This window comes from Bacillus mesophilus (assembly GCF_011008845.1).
GTDB lineage: Bacteria > Bacillota > Bacilli > Bacillales > SA4 > Bacillus_BS > Bacillus_BS mesophilus.
The window spans coordinates 327068-352975 of the sequence record NZ_JAAIWM010000003.1 but is presented as its reverse complement, the minus strand read 5'-3'; the positions used below and the strand labels follow the sequence as shown (position 1 = coordinate 352975).

Annotated in this window: 20 protein-coding genes; 15 read left to right on the top strand and 5 right to left on the bottom strand. The window is 35.3% G+C overall.

What is annotated here, in order from left to right; all coding sequences use genetic code 11:
• Positions 1 to 273 precede the first annotated feature (273 nt).
• Positions 274 to 1284, top strand: a complete 1011-nt coding sequence (locus G4D63_RS11650; protein ID WP_163179811.1) for a glycoside hydrolase family 5 protein — start codon at positions 274 to 276, stop codon at positions 1282 to 1284.
• On the opposite strand, the gene G4D63_RS11645 is transcribed toward G4D63_RS11650, so the two are convergent.
• From G4D63_RS11645 to G4D63_RS11630, 4 genes are read right to left on the bottom strand one after another with little or no spacing between them, the layout of a single operon-like run.
• On the bottom strand, positions 1274 to 2488 hold the full coding sequence (locus tag G4D63_RS11645) for a DHHW family protein (protein WP_163179810.1): 1215 nt from the start codon (positions 2486 to 2488) through the stop codon (positions 1274 to 1276). The genes G4D63_RS11650 and G4D63_RS11645 overlap by 11 nt on opposite strands.
• A gap of 13 nt (positions 2489 to 2501) precedes the next feature.
• Positions 2502 to 3926, bottom strand: a complete 1425-nt coding sequence (locus tag G4D63_RS11640) for an MBOAT family O-acyltransferase (protein WP_163179809.1) — start codon at positions 3924 to 3926, stop codon at positions 2502 to 2504.
• A gap of 9 nt (positions 3927 to 3935) precedes the next feature.
• Positions 3936 to 5009, bottom strand: coding sequence for a hypothetical protein (locus tag G4D63_RS11635; RefSeq protein ID WP_163179808.1), 1074 nt, complete (start codon positions 5007 to 5009; stop codon positions 3936 to 3938).
• A 26-nt stretch (positions 5010 to 5035) separates the two neighbouring features.
• The gene (locus G4D63_RS11630; RefSeq protein ID WP_163179807.1) at positions 5036 to 7405 is read right to left on the bottom strand and encodes a glycosyltransferase family 2 protein; all 2370 of its coding nucleotides are present in this window, start codon (positions 7403 to 7405) and stop codon (positions 5036 to 5038) included.
• A gap of 605 nt (positions 7406 to 8010) precedes the next feature.
• Here G4D63_RS11630 and G4D63_RS11625 point away from each other — a divergent pair.
• Both G4D63_RS11625 and G4D63_RS11620 read left to right on the top strand, forming a co-directional pair.
• Positions 8011 to 8916, top strand: coding sequence for an HNH endonuclease signature motif containing protein (locus G4D63_RS11625; protein WP_163179806.1), 906 nt, complete (start codon positions 8011 to 8013; stop codon positions 8914 to 8916).
• A 122-nt stretch (positions 8917 to 9038) separates the two neighbouring features.
• Positions 9039 to 10214 carry a tripartite tricarboxylate transporter TctB family protein gene (locus tag G4D63_RS11620; protein WP_163179805.1) on the top strand — a complete coding sequence of 392 codons (1176 nt, stop codon included), beginning with the start codon at positions 9039 to 9041 and terminating at the stop codon, positions 10212 to 10214.
• A gap of 252 nt (positions 10215 to 10466) precedes the next feature.
• On the opposite strand, the gene G4D63_RS11615 is transcribed toward G4D63_RS11620, so the two are convergent.
• Positions 10467 to 11918 carry a M20 family peptidase gene (locus tag G4D63_RS11615; protein WP_163179804.1) on the bottom strand — a complete coding sequence of 484 codons (1452 nt, stop codon included), beginning with the start codon at positions 11916 to 11918 and terminating at the stop codon, positions 10467 to 10469.
• A 250-nt stretch (positions 11919 to 12168) separates the two neighbouring features.
• On the opposite strand from G4D63_RS11615, the gene G4D63_RS11610 reads away from it, so the two are divergent.
• The 12 genes from G4D63_RS11610 (at position 12169) to G4D63_RS11555 (ending at position 25686) form a co-directional block, all read left to right on the top strand.
• Positions 12169 to 12939, top strand: a complete 771-nt coding sequence (locus G4D63_RS11610; protein WP_163179803.1) for an MORN repeat-containing protein — start codon at positions 12169 to 12171, stop codon at positions 12937 to 12939.
• Positions 12940 to 13295: 356 nt separating this feature from the next.
• The gene (locus tag G4D63_RS11605) at positions 13296 to 14471 is read left to right on the top strand and encodes a UbiA family prenyltransferase (protein ID WP_163179802.1); all 1176 of its coding nucleotides are present in this window, start codon (positions 13296 to 13298) and stop codon (positions 14469 to 14471) included.
• A 193-nt stretch (positions 14472 to 14664) separates the two neighbouring features.
• Complete coding sequence (psiE, locus tag G4D63_RS11600) at positions 14665 to 15111, top strand: phosphate-starvation-inducible protein PsiE (protein WP_163179801.1); 447 nt, start codon at positions 14665 to 14667, stop codon at positions 15109 to 15111.
• Between the two features lie 1568 nt (positions 15112 to 16679).
• Positions 16680 to 17705 carry a hypothetical protein gene (locus G4D63_RS11595; protein WP_163179800.1) on the top strand — a complete coding sequence of 342 codons (1026 nt, stop codon included), beginning with the start codon at positions 16680 to 16682 and terminating at the stop codon, positions 17703 to 17705.
• A gap of 36 nt (positions 17706 to 17741) precedes the next feature.
• The gene (rfbA, locus tag G4D63_RS11590) at positions 17742 to 18668 is read left to right on the top strand and encodes a glucose-1-phosphate thymidylyltransferase RfbA (protein ID WP_163179799.1); all 927 of its coding nucleotides are present in this window, start codon (positions 17742 to 17744) and stop codon (positions 18666 to 18668) included.
• Entirely contained in the window at positions 18665 to 19693 is a 1029-nt protein-coding gene (gene rfbB, locus G4D63_RS11585; RefSeq protein WP_163179798.1) for a dTDP-glucose 4,6-dehydratase, read from the top strand. The genes rfbA and rfbB overlap by 4 nt, the downstream gene beginning before the upstream one ends.
• A complete protein-coding gene (locus G4D63_RS11580; RefSeq protein WP_163179797.1) occupies positions 19683 to 20666 on the top strand; it encodes a glycosyltransferase in 984 nt (327 codons plus the stop codon). Before rfbB ends, G4D63_RS11580 begins: the two co-directional genes overlap by 11 nt.
• Positions 20666 to 21352, top strand: a complete 687-nt coding sequence (locus G4D63_RS11575) for a GNAT family N-acetyltransferase (protein ID WP_163179796.1) — start codon at positions 20666 to 20668, stop codon at positions 21350 to 21352. Before G4D63_RS11580 ends, G4D63_RS11575 begins: the two co-directional genes overlap by 1 nt.
• A 4-nt stretch (positions 21353 to 21356) precedes the next feature.
• The gene (locus G4D63_RS11570; protein ID WP_163179795.1) at positions 21357 to 21722 is read left to right on the top strand and encodes an EamA family transporter; all 366 of its coding nucleotides are present in this window, start codon (positions 21357 to 21359) and stop codon (positions 21720 to 21722) included.
• Positions 21723 to 21735: 13 nt separating this feature from the next.
• Entirely contained in the window at positions 21736 to 22872 is a 1137-nt protein-coding gene (gene rffA, locus G4D63_RS11565; RefSeq protein WP_163179794.1) for a dTDP-4-amino-4,6-dideoxygalactose transaminase, read from the top strand.
• A gap of 313 nt (positions 22873 to 23185) precedes the next feature.
• Entirely contained in the window at positions 23186 to 24607 is a 1422-nt protein-coding gene (locus G4D63_RS11560) for a hypothetical protein (RefSeq protein ID WP_163179793.1), read from the top strand.
• 467 nt (positions 24608 to 25074) lie between these two features.
• Positions 25075 to 25686 carry a DUF3298 and DUF4163 domain-containing protein gene (locus G4D63_RS11555; RefSeq protein ID WP_163179918.1) on the top strand — a complete coding sequence of 204 codons (612 nt, stop codon included), beginning with the start codon at positions 25075 to 25077 and terminating at the stop codon, positions 25684 to 25686.
• Positions 25687 to 25908 lie beyond the last annotated feature (222 nt).

The following is a 25908-nucleotide window of genomic DNA, read 5'->3' as shown; positions in this document are numbered from 1 at the left end:
TTTACCTAAATGAGTAGCGGATGGTTCTTGTGGTCTATGGCGCAAACTGAATAGTACAAGGAGAATCGTCACTGTGGTTTTTAGTTAGAAGTTATATACCATTTATGTAAATAGATGCTACTATACTATGGTTAGATGAGCATGCATATTGATGGTCAGTGGAGGAAGCCCCCTTCGTACTCAATATTGTTTTATGGTAATATTATCTAAATGACTTGTTCACTTGGAATACCCCCGGGACAGTTTTAGTTATTCTTTAATTTGGAGGATAAAATGAAATCAGCAATTGCAATAGGAACTTCCATCTTCATAATTTTTTTAGTCGCTTTTCTCCTTTTGGGGTCATGGCAGGAGAAACCTTCATTTGTTCCTCTTAGGTCTATAAATATTGGAAATGCGCTAGATGCCCCTAAGGATATACAATGGGATGTAGAGATGAAAAAGGAATATTTCTCATTGATTCAAGAGGCTGGTTTTAATGCAGTTAGACTTCCAATTCGATTTTCTGATTATGCGAAGGAATCAGTTGACTATAAACTGGATGAAGAGTTTATGGATGAGATTGATTTATATATTGAAGAAGCCTTAAAACACGACCTTAGAATTATCCTTGATCTTCATCATTTCGAGGAAATCATGTTACACCCTGAAGATAACCATGAATTGTTTTTGTCAATTTGGGAGCAACTTTCCACCCGTTATCAGGATTACTCTGATGATGTAATCTTTGAACTATTAAATGAACCAAAAGAAAATCTCAACGGAGAACAATGGAATCAGTATATAAAGGATGCACTAGCAATCATACGTCAGACAAATCCCTCTAGAAAGGTAATTGTTGGGCCAGGACATTATAATTCTTTAGATTATTTGAAGGCATTAGAGCTACCTGAAGATCCGCATCTCATTGTAACCTTTCACTATTATGAGCCTAATGACTTTGCCTTTCAAGGAAACCCTTATCATCAAGGGTTTGAAGATTTACATGGGATTGAATGGAATGCGGAAGATGAAGAGGTAGATTATATTAAACGAAGGTTCACCATAGTGAAAGAGTGGGCAGATGCACGCAACCTACCCGTTTACTTAGGTGAATTTGGTATTAATAAAGAAGCTCCCTATGAATCCCGTATCCGTTGGACCGCTATTGTTAGACAACAAGCAGAAGAGCATGGATTTAGCTGGGGATATTGGGAGCTTGCTTCATCATTCGGAATTTATGATCCTAAAACTGGAGAATGGGATCAACGAATGCTAGATGCTCTTCTCTCGACTAATGACTAATTGGCGTTTTATCGAAAGAAAAGAATTCCTCTGTTAGATTAGGTGGGTAAAAAGAAACGAAAACATAATCCAGCTCTAATTCGTTGACTAACTCGATGATGTTTTCTTTATAATATCTTGGATCTACTAGATAAACCTCTGAGCAGACGGTAGATAAGAAGCTAGCCATTGGGACTGAATAAGAGTCCTTTATAAATAGAACTTTAGGTCCCTCTGGTTGCAGATGATTAGTGATATGAGCCAAAGCATGATTACCAAATAAATAAGCAAAATATTTATCTGCTTGTAAAGAGTATTTTATATCTCCCATATTCAACGAATAAGTAGAGATGAGAGCATCCTCAAACCTTCCCTCTGTCTTCTTCTCTTCTGTATTATTGATATTGTAGTAGGTATAGTCTGTTTTAAACTTTGGATAAATCAGGGTAAAGTCATCTAGACCTGAATAGAGGGAACCTGTTCTTCTCCCGATAGATCCTAAGTATGAGTGTTTATAGGTAATTTGATTGTAATGATCTAGATTAGTATAAAAACCATCCGGATCTAAGCCTTCTCCATAGTCCTTATTTATCTCCTTTACTAATTCTGTATATGCCCAAAAAGAAGTACCGATTTTCCAGTGATGATCCGTCTTGAAAAAAAGCTCGTCTTGGGGAATCCCACTAACCTGGAGATTCTCTCGGAAGTCTATCGTATTAATTCCGATATTCTTCATTCCCTCTAAAAAGTCATCTGCAGTTTCATTAGCATAATTGTATGGAAGTCCTTTCGAGAACTGAGTGTAGCCTCTAACGTATTTATCAGGGGGCATCAAACTCACTACCTCTATCTCTTTATCTTTTATGCTATTCTTTAAGACGGACATGTTGTTTACTAGTTCATCTACTGGATTGGGTCCATTTGCAAAATAACTATAATGAAGAAACCCCTTTTCATCCTTCACAATTTCTAAATTTGATTCCTCTTGCTTATTTAAGAGTTTTTGTAAGTAACCGTAACCTTCTATAAAATAAAACTTTCCTAACACCTCTTCTTGCATCGTCGATTCAATGGTGTCTATAAGTTCATTAGTATTTTGTTTCTTTATACTGATGGCTTTATTCAAAGGAATATAAGTACTAAATAAATTGAAGATTGAAAAGGAAAACAAACATAACAAAAAGAGGATCGCAGTAACCTTTTTCATATTGAAGAAATATTTCAACTGATTTCACCTCTTAGAAGTTAAAATAAATAAACGGATTATAACTACCTTTGACTAAATACATAACACATATTAAAAACAAACAAGTAATAACTAAGGGATATGAATAAGTTACGACTTTTGTCACTAGAGGGAACTGATGATCAACTACAATTCGGTTTACCCGTCTAGATATAGGTTGACTGAGAATGATTGCAAAGGAGAAAAATATCCAGTATTCTCTAATAAACATTACCGCAATATCGCTCCAGAAGTGTCCACTGGCTCCAAACATTGATGAGATATATTGTCCCGCTTCTGGCAGATTGGCTGCTCTAAAAATGACCCAACCCAACACTATGAAAAACATGGCATAGACATGTTTTAGAACATTAAATCTCTTAATCTCGTTAAAATTCACCAATTTTTCAAATGCGATAAAAGCAAAGTTTAATAAACCCCAAGCAACAAATGTCCATTCAGCTCCATGCCAAACTCCAGTTAAAACCCATACAATTAACAGATTGCGAATAAGTAAGTCCGTATTCCTCACCCTCGATCCACCTAAAGGGATGTAGACATAGTCACGAAACCATGAACCTAGGGAAATATGCCATCTTCTCCAAAATTCCGTTATAGACTTTGACATGTATGGATAATTGAAATTTTCTTCAAACTCAAACCCAAACATTAAACCTAATCCTATTGCCATATCAGAATAAGCAGAGAAATCAAAATAGATTTGCAAAGTATAGGCAATTGCTCCCACCCATGCCAACATAACAGGAATCGGCTCATTGGCACTCATCGTAAAAATATGATCTGCTACAATGGCCATGTTATTTGCTAGTAGAATTTTTTTAGCAAGACCAGTTAAAAAACGGCAACAGCCTACTGCGAATTTGGTTGAGGTCTCTCTTCTCTCCATGATTTGCTTGGAAATCGTTGTATAACGCACAATTGGACCTGCAATTAACTGAGGAAACAGGGCAATATACAGTCCTAGGTTGAATATATTTTTTTGTACGGATGCTGTTCCTCTAAAGACATCGATGACATAGGACATTGCCTGAAACGTAAAAAACGAAATTCCTATAGGCAGTAAGATTTCAGGAACTGGTAAGTATATAGAGAAATTAGAATTTATATTTTCAAAGACAAATGTTAGATATTTAAAGATAAAAAGGTTTCCTACATTCACCACAATTGCTAGAACTAAGAATGTCTTCATTAGTTTATGATTAGAGCGAGTTCGATCTATGAGAATTCCGAATACATAATTGACTAAGATAGAGCCTACCATAACTACGACAAAACGTGGTTCTCCCCATGCATAAAATACTAGACTTGAGAATAAAAGTACTAGATTTTGTAGGGTTCTTGAAAATTTAGTAGCAAAATATAAAAGAAGCACGATTGGAAAAAAATAAAATAGAAAAACAATGCTTGAGAATAGCATAAAGACCTCCTATTGCTTGTCCAGCTGGATATGTTTATTAGCCTTTTTCCTACACAACCTATATACAATTATTAAGATCAATGTGAGAATAATTAAGGCCGTTTGAATAGCTTGGAGGTTCCGTTCATTATTAAGATATAAGTTCCACTCAACTAATTCTGAAGTATTCTTTTCTTCTATAGGAATTTCTAACGAAACACCATCATCCGTAGTTTTTCCAGTAAACCATGATTCTACTAATTTAATTTTCTTCTTAGTCGTTGTTCCATTACTAGAGGTAGCAACTAGACCAATCTCTTTTACCTCAACAGAAGGTTTTAAAATTAGAGTACCATTTTCAGAAATGGAAACTCCGGTAATTTCCTCTTCAAGTGACAAAGATATATCATTCGTTGTAGCAGATTGAACGTTGTAGGTGGCAATCGATTCACCGGCTACTGGAATTTGTATTTCTTCCTCTCCTATTATCTTAAGTTGTAAATCTTGATAGAGTTTCTCTGATCGGTCTTTTGAAGGAAACATGAACTCTCCTACTTTTACTTCATTTTTGTCTCCTTGATCTACTAATAAGACAAGAGACCACGTTTGACTTTCCTCAAGCTTGCCATTTACTTGTTCTAGGTTATCAAAAGGAATAAATACTTTACCTTCAAAATGAGCAGGCAAACTAAAATGATCATGAACGGAATAAACAGTTTCCCAATTTGTTATGTTGTCTGGTTTTATACCTATAAAGTTAGATAGAGGTAGGACAAGATTTTCACTAATACTAGTTTGGAAATTAAAGAGAATATCTTCCTTACCATAATTAGTGATATGCATAGTAAAACCTGTATAGTTTGACCAGTCTCGGTCTACATGATTATATAGAACTGCCACACCTCCGCCTTTTCGATCGCTTCCTTTAACGGTTATACGATGGTAACTCATATCTTCTAAATGCTGCTCAACTTCTGCCCCATCTGACCAAACCTGAAATTCTTCAACATGCAGAGAATCTCGTTCGTTTCCATAAACACTAGTGGAGGGAAAGAAAAAAAAGCAGATTAGGAGCAAAACGATAAATGAGTATAATCTCCTCATATTAAATCTCTCCCTACGTGAATCTTCTAAGAAATATACTTCCGTTCATTAAACTCGTCAGGACTTTCAGAATATAGATCTTTTAGGTGTGTGTGACTAGGCCGTTTCACCTCTCTCGACTTAGAGATCCAATTCATTATTACAGCTATCAAACGGTCGTCAGTTCCAATCTCATCTCGATTAAGCACTTTAAATAAATAAAGAGATTTAGTAGCATTAGAGCCTTCAGGTGCGGGTTCCACCTTTTCTAATTGGCAATTTAAATAGAGATCGTTTGTAAGAATAATGGTCAAAGCCTCTTTAATTTTCTCGTTTTTCATTTCCACAAGTACATATTCATAATTAAAATCAATTAATTTGATTTCTCCACAATCCTTAGTTGGCAATAACTGATTGACTTCGATACGTGCCAATTTTCTGTTATAACCATTATGTCTATTTATTCTTTTAGACAGATTAATAGCTAAATCATCGAATACACTAATATTACTATCGAGTTTAGTAGGTAATGACGGCTGTCGATCATACACGATACTATAAAGAGAATCTCGTTCTTCATCAGAAATCTCCTGAATATTAATGGCATATTTCCAGTCTTCATTTAATTTGCTCACATTAATAATTTTGCCTTTGAACAAACAGCTATATCTTTCTGTTTTTAACGTTACCGAAATAAGTTCATCTTCTGGAATGAAACTTGGATAATTGAGTAATACGGAAATTCCCGTTTCAGAAATATCAAGGGTCTTTGTTACAATCTTTCTCTCTTTCCATAACATCGTACACTCTAAAGTTGCCTGGAAACGCTCAGCCCCGCGTAAAATCGGTCGACCTAACATAAAGAAAATAGACATCGTTAATGTATAAAGATTAATGATTAACCAAAAAATCAGGACAATATAAGTTAAAGAACCTGTAGTAAAAATCCAACCTATCGCTTTAGCTAACCCAATGAAACTTAATAAGGCTAATACGAGGTGTGGTAAAGCTTGTAAGAAACCGTAACGCTTATCACTCGGTGTACCATCCTTCTGTGTAACGGAAAATGTATGTTTTTTCACACCAATCGTTTCTAATAATACCTGTGGTAGCAATGGTGGGAATAAGATCGTTTCATATACATTAGTCCATCTAGTATTTCTGATTCCTTTTGATAGTCTCTCCAATGTGGCATTTTGAAAGAGATACATCGGTAACCAAAAGAGGAGAACTTCCCATAAAGTACATCTAACTACAATAACATTGAAAACAGTAAACATTATAGGTGCGGTAATATATACTAACCTCTTTACCGGACTGTACCAGTATAAAATCGATGAACAATAACTAATCTTTTGAGCAACTGATAGTCCCTTAAGTGATAATAATTTCACTTTCCTACCTGTTTGAATGCAGCCTCTCGCCCATCTAATCCTTTGTTTAATTAGACTCTTTAGATCATAAGGGGCTTGTCCAATGGCATGAGGTTGATCGATTGCAAAACATGTATATCCTTTGTTTTGAATTAAAATCCCTGTTGCAAAGTCTTCTGTAATTACCCCCGTACAAAAGCCCCCTACGTCCTCCAATGCCTTTCGACTCAAGAGGGTATTGGTCCCACCATAGATGACTGAATTGGTCTTATTTCGGGAGATTTGTACATCACGATAAAAATAATCTTGCTCATCCGGGATTCGGGATTCAGAAAATAAGTTATGCTGGAATAAATCAGGATTATAAAAACTTTGAGGTGATTGAATAAATCCAATTTGGGTTGACCCATCATTGGTATAAAAATAGGGGACACATGCCGTTAAAAAGGTATGCATCGGAATCATATCCGCATCAAATGTTGCAATCAAAGGTGAATGGCTGTTTTTAAGGGCATGATTTAAGTTCCCAGCTTTTGCATCAACATGCTCTTTTCGTGCGAGATAACCGACCCCCATCTTCTCGGCTAATGCTTTCATCTCAGGGCGATTACCGTCATCACAAATGTAAATATGGACTTTACTCTTATCAACATAGTCCATCTTTTTACAACCATTAATGGTTTTTCGTAGTAATTCAACTGGTTCATTATAGGTAGAAATAAATACATCGACATCAGGATACCAATCCACTGGTGGCCTTGGAAGTTGAGGTATATATACATTGGACATACTTGAATAATGTTCAATTGATTCCAACATACCTATTATTTCGACAATTAAAAGTGTCAGCCCAAAGACTAATGCTACTGTTCCAAATCCAATTGGAATGGTAAAAAAGATTCTCCAAATTAAATAAATGGTCGCCGTAATAAACGTACAAATATAAAGAGTCCTATTGCTCAGTAATTGTTTGGTTCGTCTCTCTTGAGTGTTACCTGATTTATCATTAGTTGTTGGGACCTTAGACCTAGTTTTATCAGTCAAACTTAATTCCCCCCGTGTTTTTCATTATATAATCATAATACTAATTACCTAAAGTCGATTTGTCTATATATGTCGGATAATATTTTGTGTGGTACGAGGGGACAGGGACTTTGTCCCAACTATTCAATAGGTGTTTTTCAATGCTATATTTTTAAAACAAGATTATCTCTGATCCAAATAAACAAAATAAAATATATGAATGAAATAAGAACAATAAATAAAGAGTTAATGCTATGAGAGTAATAAAGTTTTTTAATAGTCTTGTGGTTTTCCTAACTATTTATTATATTAGATAAAGATGTAAGCTTTCATGGGAAAGTGATGCACATACTAATTAAATAATTAATCTATATTCAGTAAACATAGAGCATTAATGCCGTTTGCAATATAGGGTTTTCTGTTTCTAACAGAACCTTATTTGCTGATGGCATTTTTTTGTTTTTAGATAGGAGGGGACAGGGACTTTGTTCCAGAAGAAACATTATTTTTTAATAGAGTGTTAATACCTTTTAAGTATAGTTTTATCTAACTTTAACCATATAAAACTAACCGACCATTGGCCAACATTACAACATGGCTCACTTAAGTACAGAGGAGGAAATAAAATGCCAAGCAAATGGAAAAATATACTAACAAGAGACTACCTGGAACAGTTATGTATGATGTATAGTCTAAAGGAGATGTGTGAGGTTACAGGTGTACCTCAAACAACTATGAGTAGTTACTTAAAGAAATTCAATTTAACTACTATAGATCTAACTAAGACAGCCAAATCCTATAAAGATGTCCTTACAAGCGAATTCCTTTCAAAACAATATCCTAATAAGACCGTTACCGAAATTGCTAAGATGATTGGCTGTTCACGAAATGTCGTGGACAAGTACTTAATCAGGTACGGTCTTTACACATATAAAAAGTTACCTAGAGGTGGGCTCCTAAATTCAGTAGCAGATAAGTTAAGTTACGAATATCTAGTAAATATTCATAAGGAAATGGAAGTTAAGGAGATTGCAAAGGTAACTGGTTGTGCACCTAGTACAGTTAGAAAATATCTTCACCTTCATGGCTTATCTATTAAAAATAGTAGATTGGGTAAGACTAAAGGTGCAAAGAACCCCAACTGGAAGGGTGGTTGGTCTAGGAACGGTTATAAGTTTGTGCAAGACCCTCAATCAGGAAAGAGCAAAAGAGAACATGTCTTAGTCATTGAAACTTTTATAGGTAGAGAACTCTATGTAGATGAAGTTGTACACCACCTTAATGGAGTTAGGGACGATAACAGATTAGATAATCTTTTACTAATGACCAAGAAACAGCATGATTTTTATCATAAACTTGTTAAGTTTACTAGTATTGATTATACAAGGCATACAAAAAAAGATTTTCTAACGCTGTTAGATGAGGTTGAAAATATATGCCGGGTACGATGGGACAGGGACTTTGTACCAGCAAAATTAAGGACCGGGTTAACTGAATATAGCCAGGTGGATGATTCGGAACTGAAGAAATAGTACCAGAACCGTCCCGTTGTTTTTTTGTTAGAAGATATATACCATTTATGTAAATAAGTGCTACTATACTATTGGTTATATGAACGTGAATTTTGATGGTCAGTGGGGAAGGAGGGGATAAGATGGAGAACGCATTGGCATTGTTAGGGGCCCTTGGTTGGTTTTTGGGAGGATTCTGTTTTTTATGGATTATTCCGGCTATTTTTCTATTTTTTAAACGAAAGATAAAATGGGGAATGGTATGTAGCGGGATTTTTTTAGGTCCGTTCGCCTCTCAAGGATACGTCGTGATGACGGGGTATATGAAGAACGGTGAAATTCCAAGTGGAGATGAAGTATGGAATGGTTCTTTATCCTATGTGTTTATATTTGCCTTTTTGCTTAGTGTAGCGGGATTCCTCATAGGACATTTTATTGAAAAGAAACATGCTTCAGGTGTCCTCGTTTCCATCTTAACAAGCGTGTTGGTACTAATAGGGTTTTACGTATTAGAAGGTCAAATGAATAAAATATATGAGAAGAAAAAGATAGAAGAAGTACAAGAGTTACAGAAAATAACCAATCACTATGATGAAATCGCGACGATTTATATGGAGGATACATACGAATTACCAATTACATCTTCGCAATGGGACCCAGAAGCCCAGAGATTAATAGCTAATATTGATGGAGAGGTTTATTTATCAGGAGTGAGAGTAGGGTCTCTATTCTTTACATTCCAAGATGATGTTGTAAAAGAGGTTATCCTTTCTATTGATGGAAAGGAAATAATCCCTACTAATAGGGAATGGGAATATATAAAACGAGAACTTGAGTTTAATAGGGATATACCAGGTAGAGCGAAAGAAAAAGAAGAAAACCTTTATGAATTAGCCGAGAAGTATGATGATGATCCTTCGAAATGGTCGCCGATCCGAAAAGAACTTTTCTCTTATGGAGTAGAGGAGATTGAAACTATAGGAAAGTTTGTGATACCAAATCATGAATTTGATTTGCATGTTGAGAGTCAATACAAAAAATATAACCAAGTGTTTGTTGCGACGACTTCCTTTACCACTCAAAAAGAAACCAATGAATTATTTAAACAGATGATAAACCTCATGGATTCGATTGGTATTAATGCCTTTGATTACTATGTATTAATGGATGAAAACATGGAGTATCAACCACTGGCAGTTTGTAATATTGACCATGATATAGAAAAGGATGAAGTTTTAGGTAAACTGTCGCTTGAACCGTATGATCAAGCTCAAGTGGTAACCGTGTGTAACACATTAACACCTAATATTATGGATTAAGAGGAAGGTACTTAGGTACGAGGGGACAGGGACTTTGTCCCAGCAGAAAAACAGTTGACCATAGAGGCTATTAACAAGCATCGAGTTACGAATTCGTTCTCCTGGCCTTACCTTCACCGCAAATAATAGTCTCATCATTATAGATTAAGGTGACATATGAAAACATAGGGCTTTCCGAAATATTAAAACTCCAACTGATGAGGGTGGAGTTTTAGTTTGAATTGAATAATAAAACTTAGCTGGAATTTAAAACTATTTATTTGATTCTTTTATAATTTCAATATAAAACCTAATTGCATTCAAGTAATTCTCAATGCTAACATGTTCATTTGTTCCGTGCATTCTGTTTAGATCCTCGGATGTAATTTGAACAGGTAGAAAACGATACGTATTATCTGAAACATGATCATAATGCTTTGCATCGGAGCCAGCAACCATTAAATATGGAGCTATGACTGCTTCAGTGTTTACATTTCTAGCAGCTTGTTGAATAGCTTTAAACTGCCAGCCGTCGATAGAAGATACTTTGGAAGCCTCTCTTCCCGTGATTGTCACTTTAATATCATCATCGCTAATCGTCTCTTCAATAAAATTTTTCACATAATCTAGTGAGTCACCTGGCATGAGACGGAGGTTAATGATAGCTGATGCCTTTTCAGGTAACACATTAGATTGTTCACCCGCATGAAAAATAGTCGGGGCAATGGTTGTTCTGATTAATGCGGCAGATGCAGGCTGCTTTAATAAGATATTTTCAATAATTGGTTCAAAAATGAATTTGTTAGCAAAGACATATTTCATTCCTACGTTCATTTCTGGTGCTACAAATTCAAATAAGTCTTCACCAGGACCTCTAAGATCCCCTTTAAACTGGGTATCTTCTAATTTAGCGATTGCGTTTGCAATCCTTCCGATATTCGTATGATTCTTCGGTTGCGAAGAGTGACCGCCACTTCCTTCTATCGTTAGTTCCACAGTTGCTGAACCTTTTTCTGAAATACCTACGACTCCGACAGGCTTTTCTACTCCAGGAACCATATTTTCAACGATCGCTCCTCCTTCATCCAAGACAAAGTCAAAAGTAACTCCTCTAGCTTTTAGGGTTTCGGCGATAGCCTTAGCTCCTTCTTCTCCTCCAATTTCTTCGTCAAACCCAAACATGAAATACATATCTCGGTTTGGCTCATAACCTTCTGTTAATAGCTTTTCTAATGCTTCTAATATACCAATAACTCCAATTTTATCATCTAAAGTTCCTCTTCCCCATATGATCCCGTCTTCAATTGCTCCAGTAAAAGGACCCTGCTCCCAATTTCCTTCTGTTCCATCTAATACAGGAACAACATCATAGTGACTTGCGAGGCCTATTGGTTTTTTAGTAGAATCACTCCCTGTCCATTTATACACTAAGGCATAACCATTTATTTTTTCTAATTCCAATTGTTCGTGAACAGTAGGATAGCTTTCCTGTAAAAACGTAATGAACTTGTCAAATTCGTCAAAGTCAAACTTAGTCCGATCTTCATAGGAAATGGTTTGATATGTAATGGCCGTAGAGAAACGTTGAACGGCTGCCTCATCGTCCAACACAATTCCATTTGGGTTTGGTGTTGGTTGTTTCGATTTAACTGTAAGAGCATTGAAAGCGGTTACGATAAAAATATAAGAATCAATCCACCTACAAAAAGTAACGCCAATTTCCATCTTTTCATGTCAGAACTCCTCCATTCTAGTTATCTTATAGTATATCATTATTAGAATAGAAGGAATATTATAATTATTTAAGTGGACAAAGGGCGGACAAAGGGGACAGGGACTTTGTTCCATGGAATTTATTGCATAAAGTTCTAGTCTATTTTTATCAAAAAATGTAAAATAATGTTATGGGCATCCACTATTGGTAAAAGGACTGGGAAAACTGATGAAGTGTTTCTATTGCAAGGGTTTTGAAAGTATGGCTAGTTATATGTTTTTAGATAAAAATAATAATCTAATAACAGAAAGCGAATTTTCTGCATTTAAAATTCTCCATCCAGAAGAAGAGAATATAAGATTTCAAAAGGTAACTTTATGTGGTATTTGCTATGGGAATTTAAGCAATCACTTAAATCGAAAGGTAAATATGAAAAGAAAAGCAAACCAAACTCCTTCTGCAATATCCAGCAATAAAAGTAGAAAGGTGGACCATTACTATATTTGTCCTTTTTGCCATACACATAATGAACCACTTAGTAATACATGTAAAAACTGCACTCGTATTTTGTTTAGTACTGAATATGAAACAAAGAGGGTATCGAGTAAATCAACTAAGATAAACCTGAACCCTAAACAGGTGATGTTATTAATAGGGATTGTCCTTTTTGCTGTTTATCTATTAACCCCAAATGATACAAATCTAGTTCATAACATGATAGATAGAGCTACTATTGAAAGCTCATCTTCAAATGAACCAGGTTATTATGAATGGCCAGACGGTACAACATATAATGGTGAATTTGAAAATGGTCTAGCTCATGGAAAAGGAACGATAGAATGGGTTAATGGTAATATTTATACAGGTGATTTCACAGAAGGTAAGATTACTGGACAGGGGAAACTTATGTTTTCTGATGGTGCGGTATATGAAGGAAGCCTGAGTGATGGACAACCACATGGAGTAGGGACAATGAAATATTCGAATGGGTCGACTTTCTCTGGGTTGTGGGTTAATGGGAAGCCAAACTAAGAGGTACGAGGGGACAGGGACCTCGCGTTACGAAGGGACAGGGACCTCGTACCACCTATTAATTGTTCGCTGGAAGAAGCGATGAGATTAAGGAATATGGACGATTCTTCACTAGTTAATTTTTAAACTTTTTTGGTAAATCTCCATTGGGTTTTACGATTTTTATTATATAGAACGAACAATAATCTACTTAAACTACCACAGTGGACACCAAGGATAGGTATTTCCTTAAAAAAGTCGCTATGACGTTGTCTCCATTTTAAAGAGCGGGCCTAGCCTGCTTTTTTCTTTATGGTCAATAGTTCACAAGAGTACAGAATACTTTATCAAACGTTAATAATAAAGGAGGGGATAAGGTGGAAGATGTATTCGCCTTGTTATGGGGGCTAGGATGGTTTTTTGGAGGAATCTGTATTTTTTGGATCATTCCAGCTATTATTCTATTTATTAACCGGAAGGTAAAATGGGGAATAGTGTGTAGCGGGATTTTTTTAGGTCCGTTCGCCTCTATAGGATACGTCGTGATGAAAGGGTATGTAGAGCACGGTAAAATTCCAGGTGGAGAAGATCTATGGTATGGTTCTTTATACTATGTGTTTATATTTGCCTTATTACTTAGTATAGCGGGATCCTTTATAGGACATTTTATTGAAGAGAAAAATGCTTCGGGTGTCTTCGTTTCAATCTTATTAAGCGTGTTGGTACTTATAGGGTTATACGTATTAGAAGGTCAAATGGATAAAAAAATTGAGAAGAAAAGAATAGAAGAAGTAGAAGAGCTACAGAAAATAACGAATCACTATAATAAAATTGCAACATCTTATATGGAGAATACATACGAATTACCAATTACATCTTCACAGTGGGACCGAGAAGTTCAAAGATTAACTGCTAATTTGGATGGAGAAGTTTATTTATCAGGTATGAGAGTAGGGTCTCTCTTCTTTACATTCCAAGATGATGTTGTAAAAGAGGTTACGCTGTCTGTTAATAATAAGGAAATAGCCCCTACGAATAGGGAATGGGAATATATAAAACGAGAACTTGAATTTAACAAAGATATACCGGGAAGAGCAAAAGAAAAAGAAGAAAACCTTTATGAATTAGCCCAAAAATATAATGAAGATCCCTCAAAATGGTCACCGATTCAAAAAGAACTCTTATCCTATGGGATAGAGGAAGTTGAAACTTTAGGGAAGTTTGTTATACCGATCCATGAATTTGATATACATGTTGAGAGTCCATACGGAAAATATCATCAATTGTTTGTTGCATCGACTTCCTTTACAACTCAAAAAGAAACTAACGAAGCCTTTGAAAAGATGGTACACCTCATGGATTCCATTGGAATTAATGCATTTGACTATTATGTATTGATAGATGAAAACAAGGAGTATCAACCACTAGCAGTTTGTAATATTGATCATGATATGGAGAAGGATGAAGTTTTAGGTAAGGTGTCGCTTCAACCGTATGATCAAACTAAGGTGGTAACCGTGTGTAATACATTAACACCTAATATAATGGATTAAGAGAAGCTTCCTGGGACTAGGTACGAGGGGACAGGGACTTAGTTCCAGCCGAAATGGCGATTCGAAAGCCAAGGAAGCAAGGGGGGACGGTCGTTAGGTATTGACCTTTGAAACATACATAACTATAATTGGATGTTAATTATCATAAGCCAGTAAAGGGTTGTTTTTTCTAACTATAGGAAGGATGTATTTGATGGACCTTTATACCAAGGGATTAAGATTGATTCCTAAATTTTTTCAATTGATTTTGAATGTATCTTTAATATCATTAGCTATTATTCTCTCTTTATTATTAATCAAAGAGCTCATTATTATTGTAGGGGTACTGTTTTCTGATAGTAAGGATTATCGCCTCTTTTTAGAGCATATACTCGTTTTCTTTTTGTATTTTGAGTTTATTGCTATGATCGTAAAGTATTTTAAGGAAGACTACCATTTTCCAATGCGCTATTTCTTGTATATTGGGATTACGGCCATGGTACGATTGATTATAGTGGACCATTATAATCCGATGAATACCTTTCTTTATTCTCTCGTAATTTTAATTTTAATTATTGGCTATTTTATTATGAACATTACGCCTAGAAACAGGCCGGATGGGAAATTCTTTTTTCGAGGTTCAGGAGGCCGAGATTCCTGAGCTAGGATAGTATCGAAGCATTGGGAAAGCTAAATAAGACAAGAAAGGTGTCTATATAGAGTGGTATGAGGGGATAGGGACTTTGATTCACTAGCTTTGCATAACTGTAAAATAACTTGTAAATAAGTAAAATTTTTACGCTTTTTTCCTCTGGGAACAAAAACGACAACCATAATATGGGTGTCTTTTGTTCCCGATTTTTGTATATTGTTCTTACTTAATTTTTCTCTTGATGCGTTTTTTCTTTTTCTCAGCGAATAGGGCTACGGATCCATAGTTTAATATCTTTGTCTTTTTGGGTATTTTTTGTCTACCTTTAGACGTTTTCTTAGGTTTGTGTTCTAATGCAGCCTCAAATTCCTCCCATGTTGATTAACACTTGAATCAAGGAAGACAGAGTTGAAAAGGGGGTTGACATTATAGCGACTTTTCAACAATCGGGACAAGGGACTTTGTCCAAGAAGTCAAAATGATTATTATTATAGCAGTTAATAACGAACTCATCACATTTTGGTTAGAACTGATTAATTCCATTTTCTTTTTATTATTACTTGAACCCCAGGGGAATGATCACTTGGAAACCTTAATAGAACAAGGATTATCCACAAGACAAATCTCCAGAATTACAGGCATCAGTAGAGGTGTGGTTCTTAAAGCATAGAGCCTACTTTAGATTAAGATTAAACAAAATGGCCTTATTTGTAAAAAGTGTGACAAAATCTAAGTTACATCCTTATTTTAAAATAAAATTACAAATAAAATCAAAAAGGTATTGTAAAAAATACGTTTAATGAGGATAATACCAATGTATTTAATTGGTTAACAATGAGAATGAGTTAACATTGATTCTGATCATGTAATTAATAAACTGTATTTCCATGAAAAAATTTGGCACACAATATTTGAAAGGACTAACTTAAGTGGATAAATATCGTAATAGTCTGTTCTGGGTAAAAACAACATCCATATCTATCCTTTGCTTTACTATATATATTACATTCAAAAGATTATATTATGGTGTTGACCTTACAGACGAAGCTTTTTATAGTGGTATACCTTATGAATTTTATCTAGGAAAAGCTCCCTTTACTGGTGAGCTAAATATACTGCAGTTTCCTAGTTTTCTTTTGTATCCTATTTTTAAGATGTTTTTTATACTAAACGATGGAACAGATAGTGTAATCTTATTTAATCGATTTCTTTTCTTTGTTTTCTTCATAATGGTTTCAATAGTTATTTTTATTGTATTAAAAAGGGGCATTCCTTACTATTCAGCTTTTCTAATTGCATTTTCTTGTTTAGTTTTTATACCAAACAATATCCCTGCACTCTCCTATAACACCTTAGGATACGGCCTTTTCACAGTAAGCCTCTTTCTTGTCTATTATTCTTTAAGCCTAAACAATAGAAAGAACACTATATTTTTTATAGCAGGAATAACATTTGGTTTTTCGGTAATTTCATACCCAACCATCATTATTCCATATTTGATGTATTCTATATTACTTTTTACCACTTTAATAAAGACTGATTCACTAAAAAGATGGTTTCTTTTTCTGCTTGGGAGTATGTTAGCTGCTTCTCCTATTTTTCTTGTTTTAGTTAAGTCTGGTATCGAAGATATTTCCTACTTTATTCAAAACATTAATTATGTTGGGGCTCAAGGTGGAGACCTCCAGAAGATTTTTAATGAATTATTAAATTGGTATAGTTTATTTCCTAATAAAATACTGGCATTATTAGTTGTTATTTTAGTTACTTTTCTTAACTATAAAAAGAGTGATCTTTACAGTTGGTCTTTACTGCTTTTGCCTATTCTAGCATATGATTATTCGGCCAAATTAGATATTCAACAATCACTAAAGTTTATTAATAATTATATCGTCTTTTTTCCATTACTATTTTTGTTGCATTTTAGAGATAAAGTAGTCAGAAAGTTGTTTATTCTAATATTCATTCCTTCTTTATTTGCTGGTCTAACCTTTATTTGGTCCAGCAGCAATGGTTTTTACGCAGCAGGACTAGGATTTTTCCCTGCCAGTCTAGCGTTGTCGTATATTATCGTCCATCTCATTCATAATAGGAAGACTGCTATTCAATCAAAACAATGGCTCTCTATCCTATTACCATCTATAATAATTGTTTTATTAATCTTTATGCAGAATAGTGTTTATAGAGATGAACCTATAAAGGAGCTAACAGCTAAAGTAGAATTTGGCCCTTATAAAGGTTTATACACAACCAAAGAAAAAAGGGATTTCTTACAAACATTTAGTACAGATATTCTTTCTTTTTCCAAACACAAAAGTATATTCTTCTACAGTCATATTCCTGGGGGTTATTTATTTAGCACTTCAAAACCTGCGGGGAATACACTTTGGGTGTTCACCTATACGAAAGACTTTTCCGTATACTCTGATTATTTTTATGATTACCCCAAGCCTGAAGTAGTTTTTAGAATGAAGTTTATGATTGCGGAGGACTTCCTTCCTATTACTTATCAAAAAGATAATGTGTTAAATCAGTTTATTAATAACCAATATAACATTATCCATTCAAATCAATATTACGATGTTCTTATCGAAAATAAATAAAATTTAATTTTAGAAATGATGTTGGGAGTAGATAAAATGAAGGGGATTATTCTAGCAGGCGGAAGTGGTACCCGCCTCTATCCTATTACAAAAAGCATTTCTAAACAGTTGCTTCCTGTTTATGATAAACCAATGATTTATTATCCCTTATCAATCTTAATGTTAGCAGGGATTCAAGAAATATTAATCATTTCAACCCCGGAAGACACTCATAAATTTGAGCAACTACTTGGTAGTGGTGAAGATATCGGACTTCAACTTTCTTATGCGATACAATCCCATCCTAATGGACTTGCTGAGGCATTCATTATTGGAGAAAAATTCATAGGAATGGATAGTGTTGCACTCATATTAGGGGATAATATTTTCTATGGTCATGGATTTACAACACTATTAAGGAAAGTAGCTCAGCGTACTCAAGGAGCAACGATTTTCGGATACAGGGTTAAAGATCCCGAGCGCTTTGGTGTGGTAGAATTTGATGAAAATCAAAAAGCTAAATCTATCGAAGAAAAGCCTGAGCATCCAAAATCAAATTATGCTGTTACAGGTTTATACTGCTATGATACTAAGGTAGTTGAAATTGCGAAAAGGATTTCCCCCTCTGAACGGGGTGAACTTGAAATAACTGATATAAATAAGGCTTATTTAGAAATGGGACAATTAAACGTGGAACTGTTAGGCCGTGGCTTTGCTTGGCTTGATACCGGAACACATGAATCACTATTAGAAGCATCACATTTTATTCAAACAATAGAAAATCGACAAGGCTTTAAAGTTGCCTGCCTTGAGGAGATTTCCTATTATATGGGCTATATATCAAAGCAGCAATTGTTGAAATTAGCTGAACCATTGCTTAAAAACGAATATGGTAAGTATTTAGTAGATATTGCCTCAAGGGATTTTTATTCTTTTGGACATGAAATTGAAAATAGTATAAGGAATGAATTAATAACAAAATGAGAAAAACAATACTTGTTACAGGTGGAGCCGGATTTATAGGATCTAATTTCATTATATATATGCTTGAGAAATACACTAATTATCAAATCATTAATTTAGATTCTCTTACGTATGCAGGAAATCTGCACAATCTCAAGGAAGTTGAGGAAAACCCCAACTATTACTTTATTAAGGGAGATATCTGTGATCGTGAGTTAATAAGAGAGATTCTTTTTAAATATAACGTTACCGATGTGATACATTTTGCTGCTGAATCCCATGTGGATAATTCGATTTCTGGACCAGAAGTGTTTATTAAAACCAATGTGAATGGGACATTTACACTACTTAATGCCGTAAAGAATTACTGGATGGACACACAAGGTGAATATAAACTTGAATATGCTTCAAGCAGATTCCATCATATTTCAACAGATGAAGTTTATGGTACCTTAGGGGAAACGGGTCTATTTACAGAGGAAACACCTTATGCGCCTAATAGTCCTTATAGTGCGAGTAAGGCAAGTTCGGATTTCCTGGTAAGAAGCTATTATCATACATATGGATTAAATGTGGTTACTACTAATTGTTCTAATAATTACGGGCCTAAACAGCACAAAGAGAAACTAATACCTACTATTATTAGAAGAGCTAGGAACCTAGAATATATTCCTGTATACGGTGATGGTAAAAACGTTAGAGATTGGCTATATGTAAGAGATCATTGTATTGGCATTGACCTTGCCTTTCATAAGGGAACCGCAGGAGAAACATATAATATTGGTGGTAGAAATGAAAAGGAAAATATCTATATAGTAAATAAAATATGTTCTATATTAGATGAAATGATTCCTGAGAAATTAGTCAACTCCTCATACTCAAGTTTTAAAGACTTGATTCGGTTTGTAAATGACCGTCCTGGCCATGATCGTCGGTATGCAATAGATGCAACAAAAATAGAAAAGCAAATTGGATGGACAGCAGAAGAGAATTTTGAAACTGGAATATACAAAACAGTGGAGTGGTATTTAAGAAATGAAAAATAATGAACGAATTTCTGTCGTAGTACCAGTCTATGGATGTGTATCATGTTTAGAGGAGTTACATCGAAGGTTAACCGACTCTTTAAAGCAAATTACTACAGATTTTGAGATGATCTTCGTAAATGATGCTAGCCCCGATCACTCTTGGGATAAGATTGAACAACTTGTCAAAAAAGATGATAGAGTTGTGGGTATAAACCTTTCAAGAAATTTTGGACAACATTATGCAATAACAGCAGGACTTGATTATTCGAGTGGGGACTGGATTGTTGTAATGGACTGTGATTTACAAGATCAGCCAGAAGAAATTGAAAAACTATACACTCAGGCAAAAGAAGGGTTTGATATTGTTTTAGGAAGAAGGGCAAATCGAAACGATACTATTTTCAAAAAGTTGTCATCCAAATTATTTTATAAAGTGTTTAGTTACTTAACCGAAACAGAACAAGATGGAACAGTGGCGAATTTTGGAATTTACCATACGAAGGTAATATCTGCATTGCTGAGCATGCGTGAGAATTTACGCTTTTTTCCTACTATGGTTAAATGGGTCGGTTTTAAATCTACTACCATTGATATTCAACATAGTCTGAGAATAGAGGGGAATTCGTCATATTCCCTAAAAAAATTATTAAAACTTGCTTTTAATGTAATGATAGCCTTTTCTGATAAACCACTTCGACTTACTGTTGGAGCAGGATTTATGATTTCGTTTTTTTCCTTTATATACGCTTTGTATATTGTCATAAGAGATTTAATGGGTATAAAAGCAATTCAAGGTTGGCCAAGTTTGATTGTATCAATTTGGTTTTTGTCGGGGTTAATCATCTTTGTGCTAGGTATTATTGGAATATATCTTGGAAAGGCCTTTGATGAAGTGAAAAAACGTCCCATCTACATTGTTAAAGACACAATTAAATCTACTAAAGATGTACATCAAAATAGTAACAATACCGTTCAGAATGGTGAAAAATAATGAATAAATCAAACTATATTATAGAAACCCCTTGGGACAAAAAGGTTTTTGGAATGCCAACCTATGAGGTACAGCGTTATAGTGAAGAAACCCTAAATCAAATCAAGGACTATCATGGTCATTTTACTCTTAAAGTTGATCCAATGGTTGATAAAAGGCTTCTTCATAAACATGATTTTTACTATGCGGATACTCTTTTAGAACCCTTTTGCAAAAGGGACCATTTTGTATTCCATTATAATGAACATGTAAAGTTGAATTATAAGCCGCCGCTTAATAAGTTAATGGAGATATGTATGGGTGGGACGTTTGAACATGGACGATTCCACAAAGATTTCTTTCTATCTAGTTCATTAGGTGATCAAAGATATGCGTCTTGGCTTGAGCAACTACACTCAAGTGGAAAAGCGATTGCATTAATGTTTAATGATGAAATAGCGGGCTTCTTTTGCTCTGACAACAATAAAATTTTACTTCATGCATTAGATGAAAAATTCCGAGGAAAAGGATTAGCAAAATACTTCTGGGCCACTGCCATTGAGCAAATGTTTCAAGATGGATATCACGATGTTAGCAGTTCTGTTTCAGCTTCCAACATACCTGTCATTAATTTATACATTTCCCTTGGCTTTAAATTTAATAAGGTTGTTGAAGTATATCATAAATATACTAAACAAGAGGAGTAGATAAATGGGGTACTTATACATTGCTGGAACCATTTTTTTTACAGTTTATGGACAGATTGTTTTGAAGTGGAGAATAACTAAATATGGTGCACTACCTGTTGAAATCTCCGAAAAAATTTTATTTATAGCTAAGTTGTTCCTGGATCCATTTATTATTTCTGGATTCCTTTCTGCTTTTGTGGCATCAATTTTTTGGATATTAGCAATGACAAAGTTTCAGTTAAGCTACGCCTATCCTTTTATGAGTCTCGCATTTGTGCTCGTATTTATATTGTCTATTTTTATTTTTAAAGAGCCGGTTTCTAGTTATAAAATTATTGGATTAAGCTTTATTGTTTTAGGAATAATTGTTACAAGCAAATCATTATAAGGAAGTGATCAACTTGATTCCTTTTAATATTCCTCCCGTCACTGGTCGTGAAAATGAATATATTAAACAAGTTATAGAAGGAAAAAGACTTTCAGGTGATGGACCTTTTACACACCAATGTAGCAGGTGGATAGAAAAGCACTTTAATTCTCCAAAGGTGTTATTGACAACATCTTGTACCCATGCATTGGAAATGGCCGCAATTCTTCTAGATTTAAAAGAGGGAGACGAAGTTATAATGCCCTCCTATACCTTTGTTTCAACAGCTAATGCTTTTGTGTTAAGAGGGGCTAAGATTGTATTTGTTGATATTCGACCGGACACAATGAATATCGATGAAACCCTAATTGAAGCAGCAATTACCGAAAGAACAAAGGCAATTGTTCCAGTTCACTATGCCGGAGTTGCATGTGAGATGGACACAATTATGAAGATTGCTTTAGAACATAATCTACTTGTCATTGAAGACGCGGCACAGGGTGTCATGAGTCTATACAATGGTAGAGCACTAGGAACTATTGGGCATTTGGGATGTTATAGCTTTCATGAGACAAAGAATTACTCAAGTGGAGAAGGTGGTGCTTTATTAATAAACGATTCAACTTTTATAGACCGGGCAGAAATTATTCGTGAAAAAGGGACAAACCGTTCTCGATTTCTACAGGGTCAAGTCGATAAATACACATGGGTGGACATTGGTTCCTCATATTTGCCTAGTGAGTTGAATGCTGCTTATCTGTTTGCACAATTAGAACTTTCCGAAGAAATTAATACAAATAGACTTAAGTCTTGGAATCGCTACTATAAATTATTGAAGCCGCTTGAAAATAATAATAAAATTGTCCTACCCTACATACCTGAAACATGTTCTCATAATGCTCACATGTTTTATATCAAGGTTAAAGATGTAGAAGAAAGAACTTCTCTCATTCAATATCTAAAGGAAAGAAAAATCACAAGTGCTTTCCATTATGTACCACTTCATAACTCGGAAGCTGGTGAAAAGCACAGCACTTTTTATGGAAAAGACGTTTACACTACAAAAGAAAGTGAGAGGTTAATTAGACTACCTCTATTTTTTAACATACCTGAAAAAGATATAGACTATATTTGCAATCAGATTCACCTTTTTTTTAGTTTAAGTAAATAATATATTCAGTTATCAATTCAGGGAAAGGTCCAGAATCACCTTGTTTTAATAGAAGATGAAGACGGTTGATGTCAAGGTGACAGGGACCTTGTACAGGGCGTAACGGCTATCAACAGTAGTTTTAATTTCTTTCCATAGAGAGACAGTCCTATGAAGTGCACCCAATAGTTAGACGTTCATTGGGTGCACTCTTATTTTTTGTTACCTGCATAAATTAGCGAACTTTAAAAAAGAGTACCATTTCACCAAATTAGGCTGCTGTACATATGATAATTTTACCCTGGGAGTAACTCTCAAAAGGAGGATTATATATATGGAGTTAACAGCAGCACATTGGTTGTATGCTTTAGTCACTTTGGCTGTTATCTTAACAATGACTTTTAGAAAGGGAGTCGTCTTGCCTACCTTATTAGGAACCTTCCTAGTTGCGTGGGTATATCAAGGAAGTGTGATTAGTGGATTCACTTCTGTGTTTAATGCCAACTTAACGGCAGCCAAAGAATTGTTTAGTATCTTTCTTATTATTACCTTTATGGTCGCATTACTAAATTCACTTAGGGATTTAGGGGCAGATCGGCAAATGATTTCTCCTATCCAAAAGGTTATGACGAATGGTCATATTGCCTTTTTAGTCCTCATTGGGGTCACGTTTGTTATTTCGTTATTTTTCTGGCCGACACCAGCGGTACCATTGATATGTGCTTTATTAGTTCCGGCCGCAGTAAGAGCCGGTTTACCATTAATGGGTGCTGCAATGGCAGTAGCACTAGCGGGGCAAGGGATGGCACTTTCATCAGACTATGTGATGCAAGTAGCTCCAGGACTAAGTGCGAAAGCAGCAGGTATCGATGCGGGGTTGGTTGCAGATAAAGCATTAGTACTTTCCCTAGTTGCGGGTGTAACAGCAATAACGCTCGCCTATTTAGGCATTAGAAAAAATATAAGGAAGTCAGATGATCCAATTATCGATACTGAATTAAAAGCACTGCAAGGTTCAAGTGAAACACATGAAGGGAAAGAGATTACAAAACCGAAGTGGAGTAAAGTGTTTGCTGTATTGGTGCCGCTTTCCATGCTAGGTGTCATGATCTACATGATTTACACGAAAGTAAGTGGCGGAAGAATGGGGGGCTTTGAAGGTGGTGACGGAGCTGCTTTCATTGGTGGAGTTGCCGTCTTGCTCTTAAGTTTTGCCACACTTTCTTACGGCAAAGTGCAAGCACTTGACCGAATTAGTGAACATATTACACAAGGCTTTGTATTTGCCTTTAAAGCGATGGGCCCCGTTATTCCAATTGCGGGATTCTTCTTCTTAGGAAGTGGAGACTTTGCGGGAAGCATCCTGTCACTAGGAGATCAAGCTGCACCAGCTTTCCTATTCGATCTCGTTCAATCCGCACAAACTGTTATTCCGGAAAATGTCGTACTGTCTGCCTTTGGAATACTCATTATCGGGATTATCACAGGCTTGGACGGATCAGGTTTTTCGGGCTTACCATTAACAGGTGCGTTATCAGGTGCGCTTGCCTCCAACCAAATTGACCCATCGACTCTTGCAGCCATCGGTCAAATGGGATCGATCTGGACAGGTGGAGGAACCATTATAGCCTGGTCATCCCTTGTAGCTGTAGCTGGCCTATGTGGGGTACCAGTCATGGACCTTGTACGGAAAAACTTCTGGCCGGTTATGGCGGGGTTAGTTGTTTCTACTATTGTGGCTTTGTTGATTTGGTAGGTGGTGGGACGAGGGGACAGGGACTTCGTTCCAGCTTAAGATTATGTAAGCTGATCCAACAGGTTTGAGTAAATTAAAGTTCCTTCTTTATATTAGTAAAGATACGAAAAATCTTTTGTTAATATAAAGAAGGGATGTTCCAAATCCTTGAAGAATATAAATGCAAACCTCTTAATTTCAACTCTTTTACTCTCCTATTATTACTTGATATTTATCCTTTACCTACTTTAAAACAAAATCCTGGGACTTGAGAGAATGGTTATCACATGCGGCGTGAATTTTAGAGGTGTCGGAAAAAGCGTGAGAACCGTTACTCTGTTTCCGACCTAATAATCACCCGATAGGTACTAGAAAAGAATAAACGGGGACCAAGTGCCTGAACTTAGACCCTGATCATTTAAGCAAACTAGCACAAATACCTAATCCCTGAATACAATGAACTAAAAAATATCAGAGGATGAACTATGATGCCCAATACGTTTCCGGTAAGTATTAAAACTGCTAAAATAAGCAGTGGACCGAGCAAAACAGTTTTTTATCCGAAAGTTTTTAACATGAAAAATAAAGATTTGGAAATATTGATTAATCGAACCATTGTGTATCAAACCCAGAATCTCATCAATATGCAAATCGGAAATATGCCGACAACGCTAGAGGAGATGATTGGGTTATATGAACTAAAAAATAACCAACGTCAAGTTCTCAGTTTATCACTCTCTAATTATACGTATCACCATCAGGCGGCCCATGGTATGACGTATATAAAGTCATTAACATTTGACCTGCAGAAAGGAAGGCTTTGTACATTGAAAGACTTATTCAAGCCTGGAAGTGATTATGTTAAAAGACTTTCAACGATAATTGATAAGCAAATAAAGGAGCGCAGTATTCCAGTCCTTAACGGCTTCACTTCAATTCAACCGGATCAAGACTTTTACATTGCAGATAAAGTCCTTGTTATATATTTTCAGTTATATGATCTCACACCGTATGTATTTGGGTTTCCGATGTTTCCAATATCTGTTTATGATATTGAGGATATTATTGATGAACAGGGGCCTCTTGGGAGAATGATGTAATAGTTATGAGGGAGTTACGAGGGGACAGGGACTTCATACCACCTTGATAATTTTTCCAGTTAATTTAAAAGGTGAGATTAAATTAAGGTTCCTGTCTTACTATATATTAGTAAAGATACGGAAAAATTTTGCTAATATAAAGAAGGGATGTTCCCATTCTTTGTAGAATATGAAATTCTAACCTCGAAATTTCAACTCTTTTAATCTTCTAGTATTCCTTCA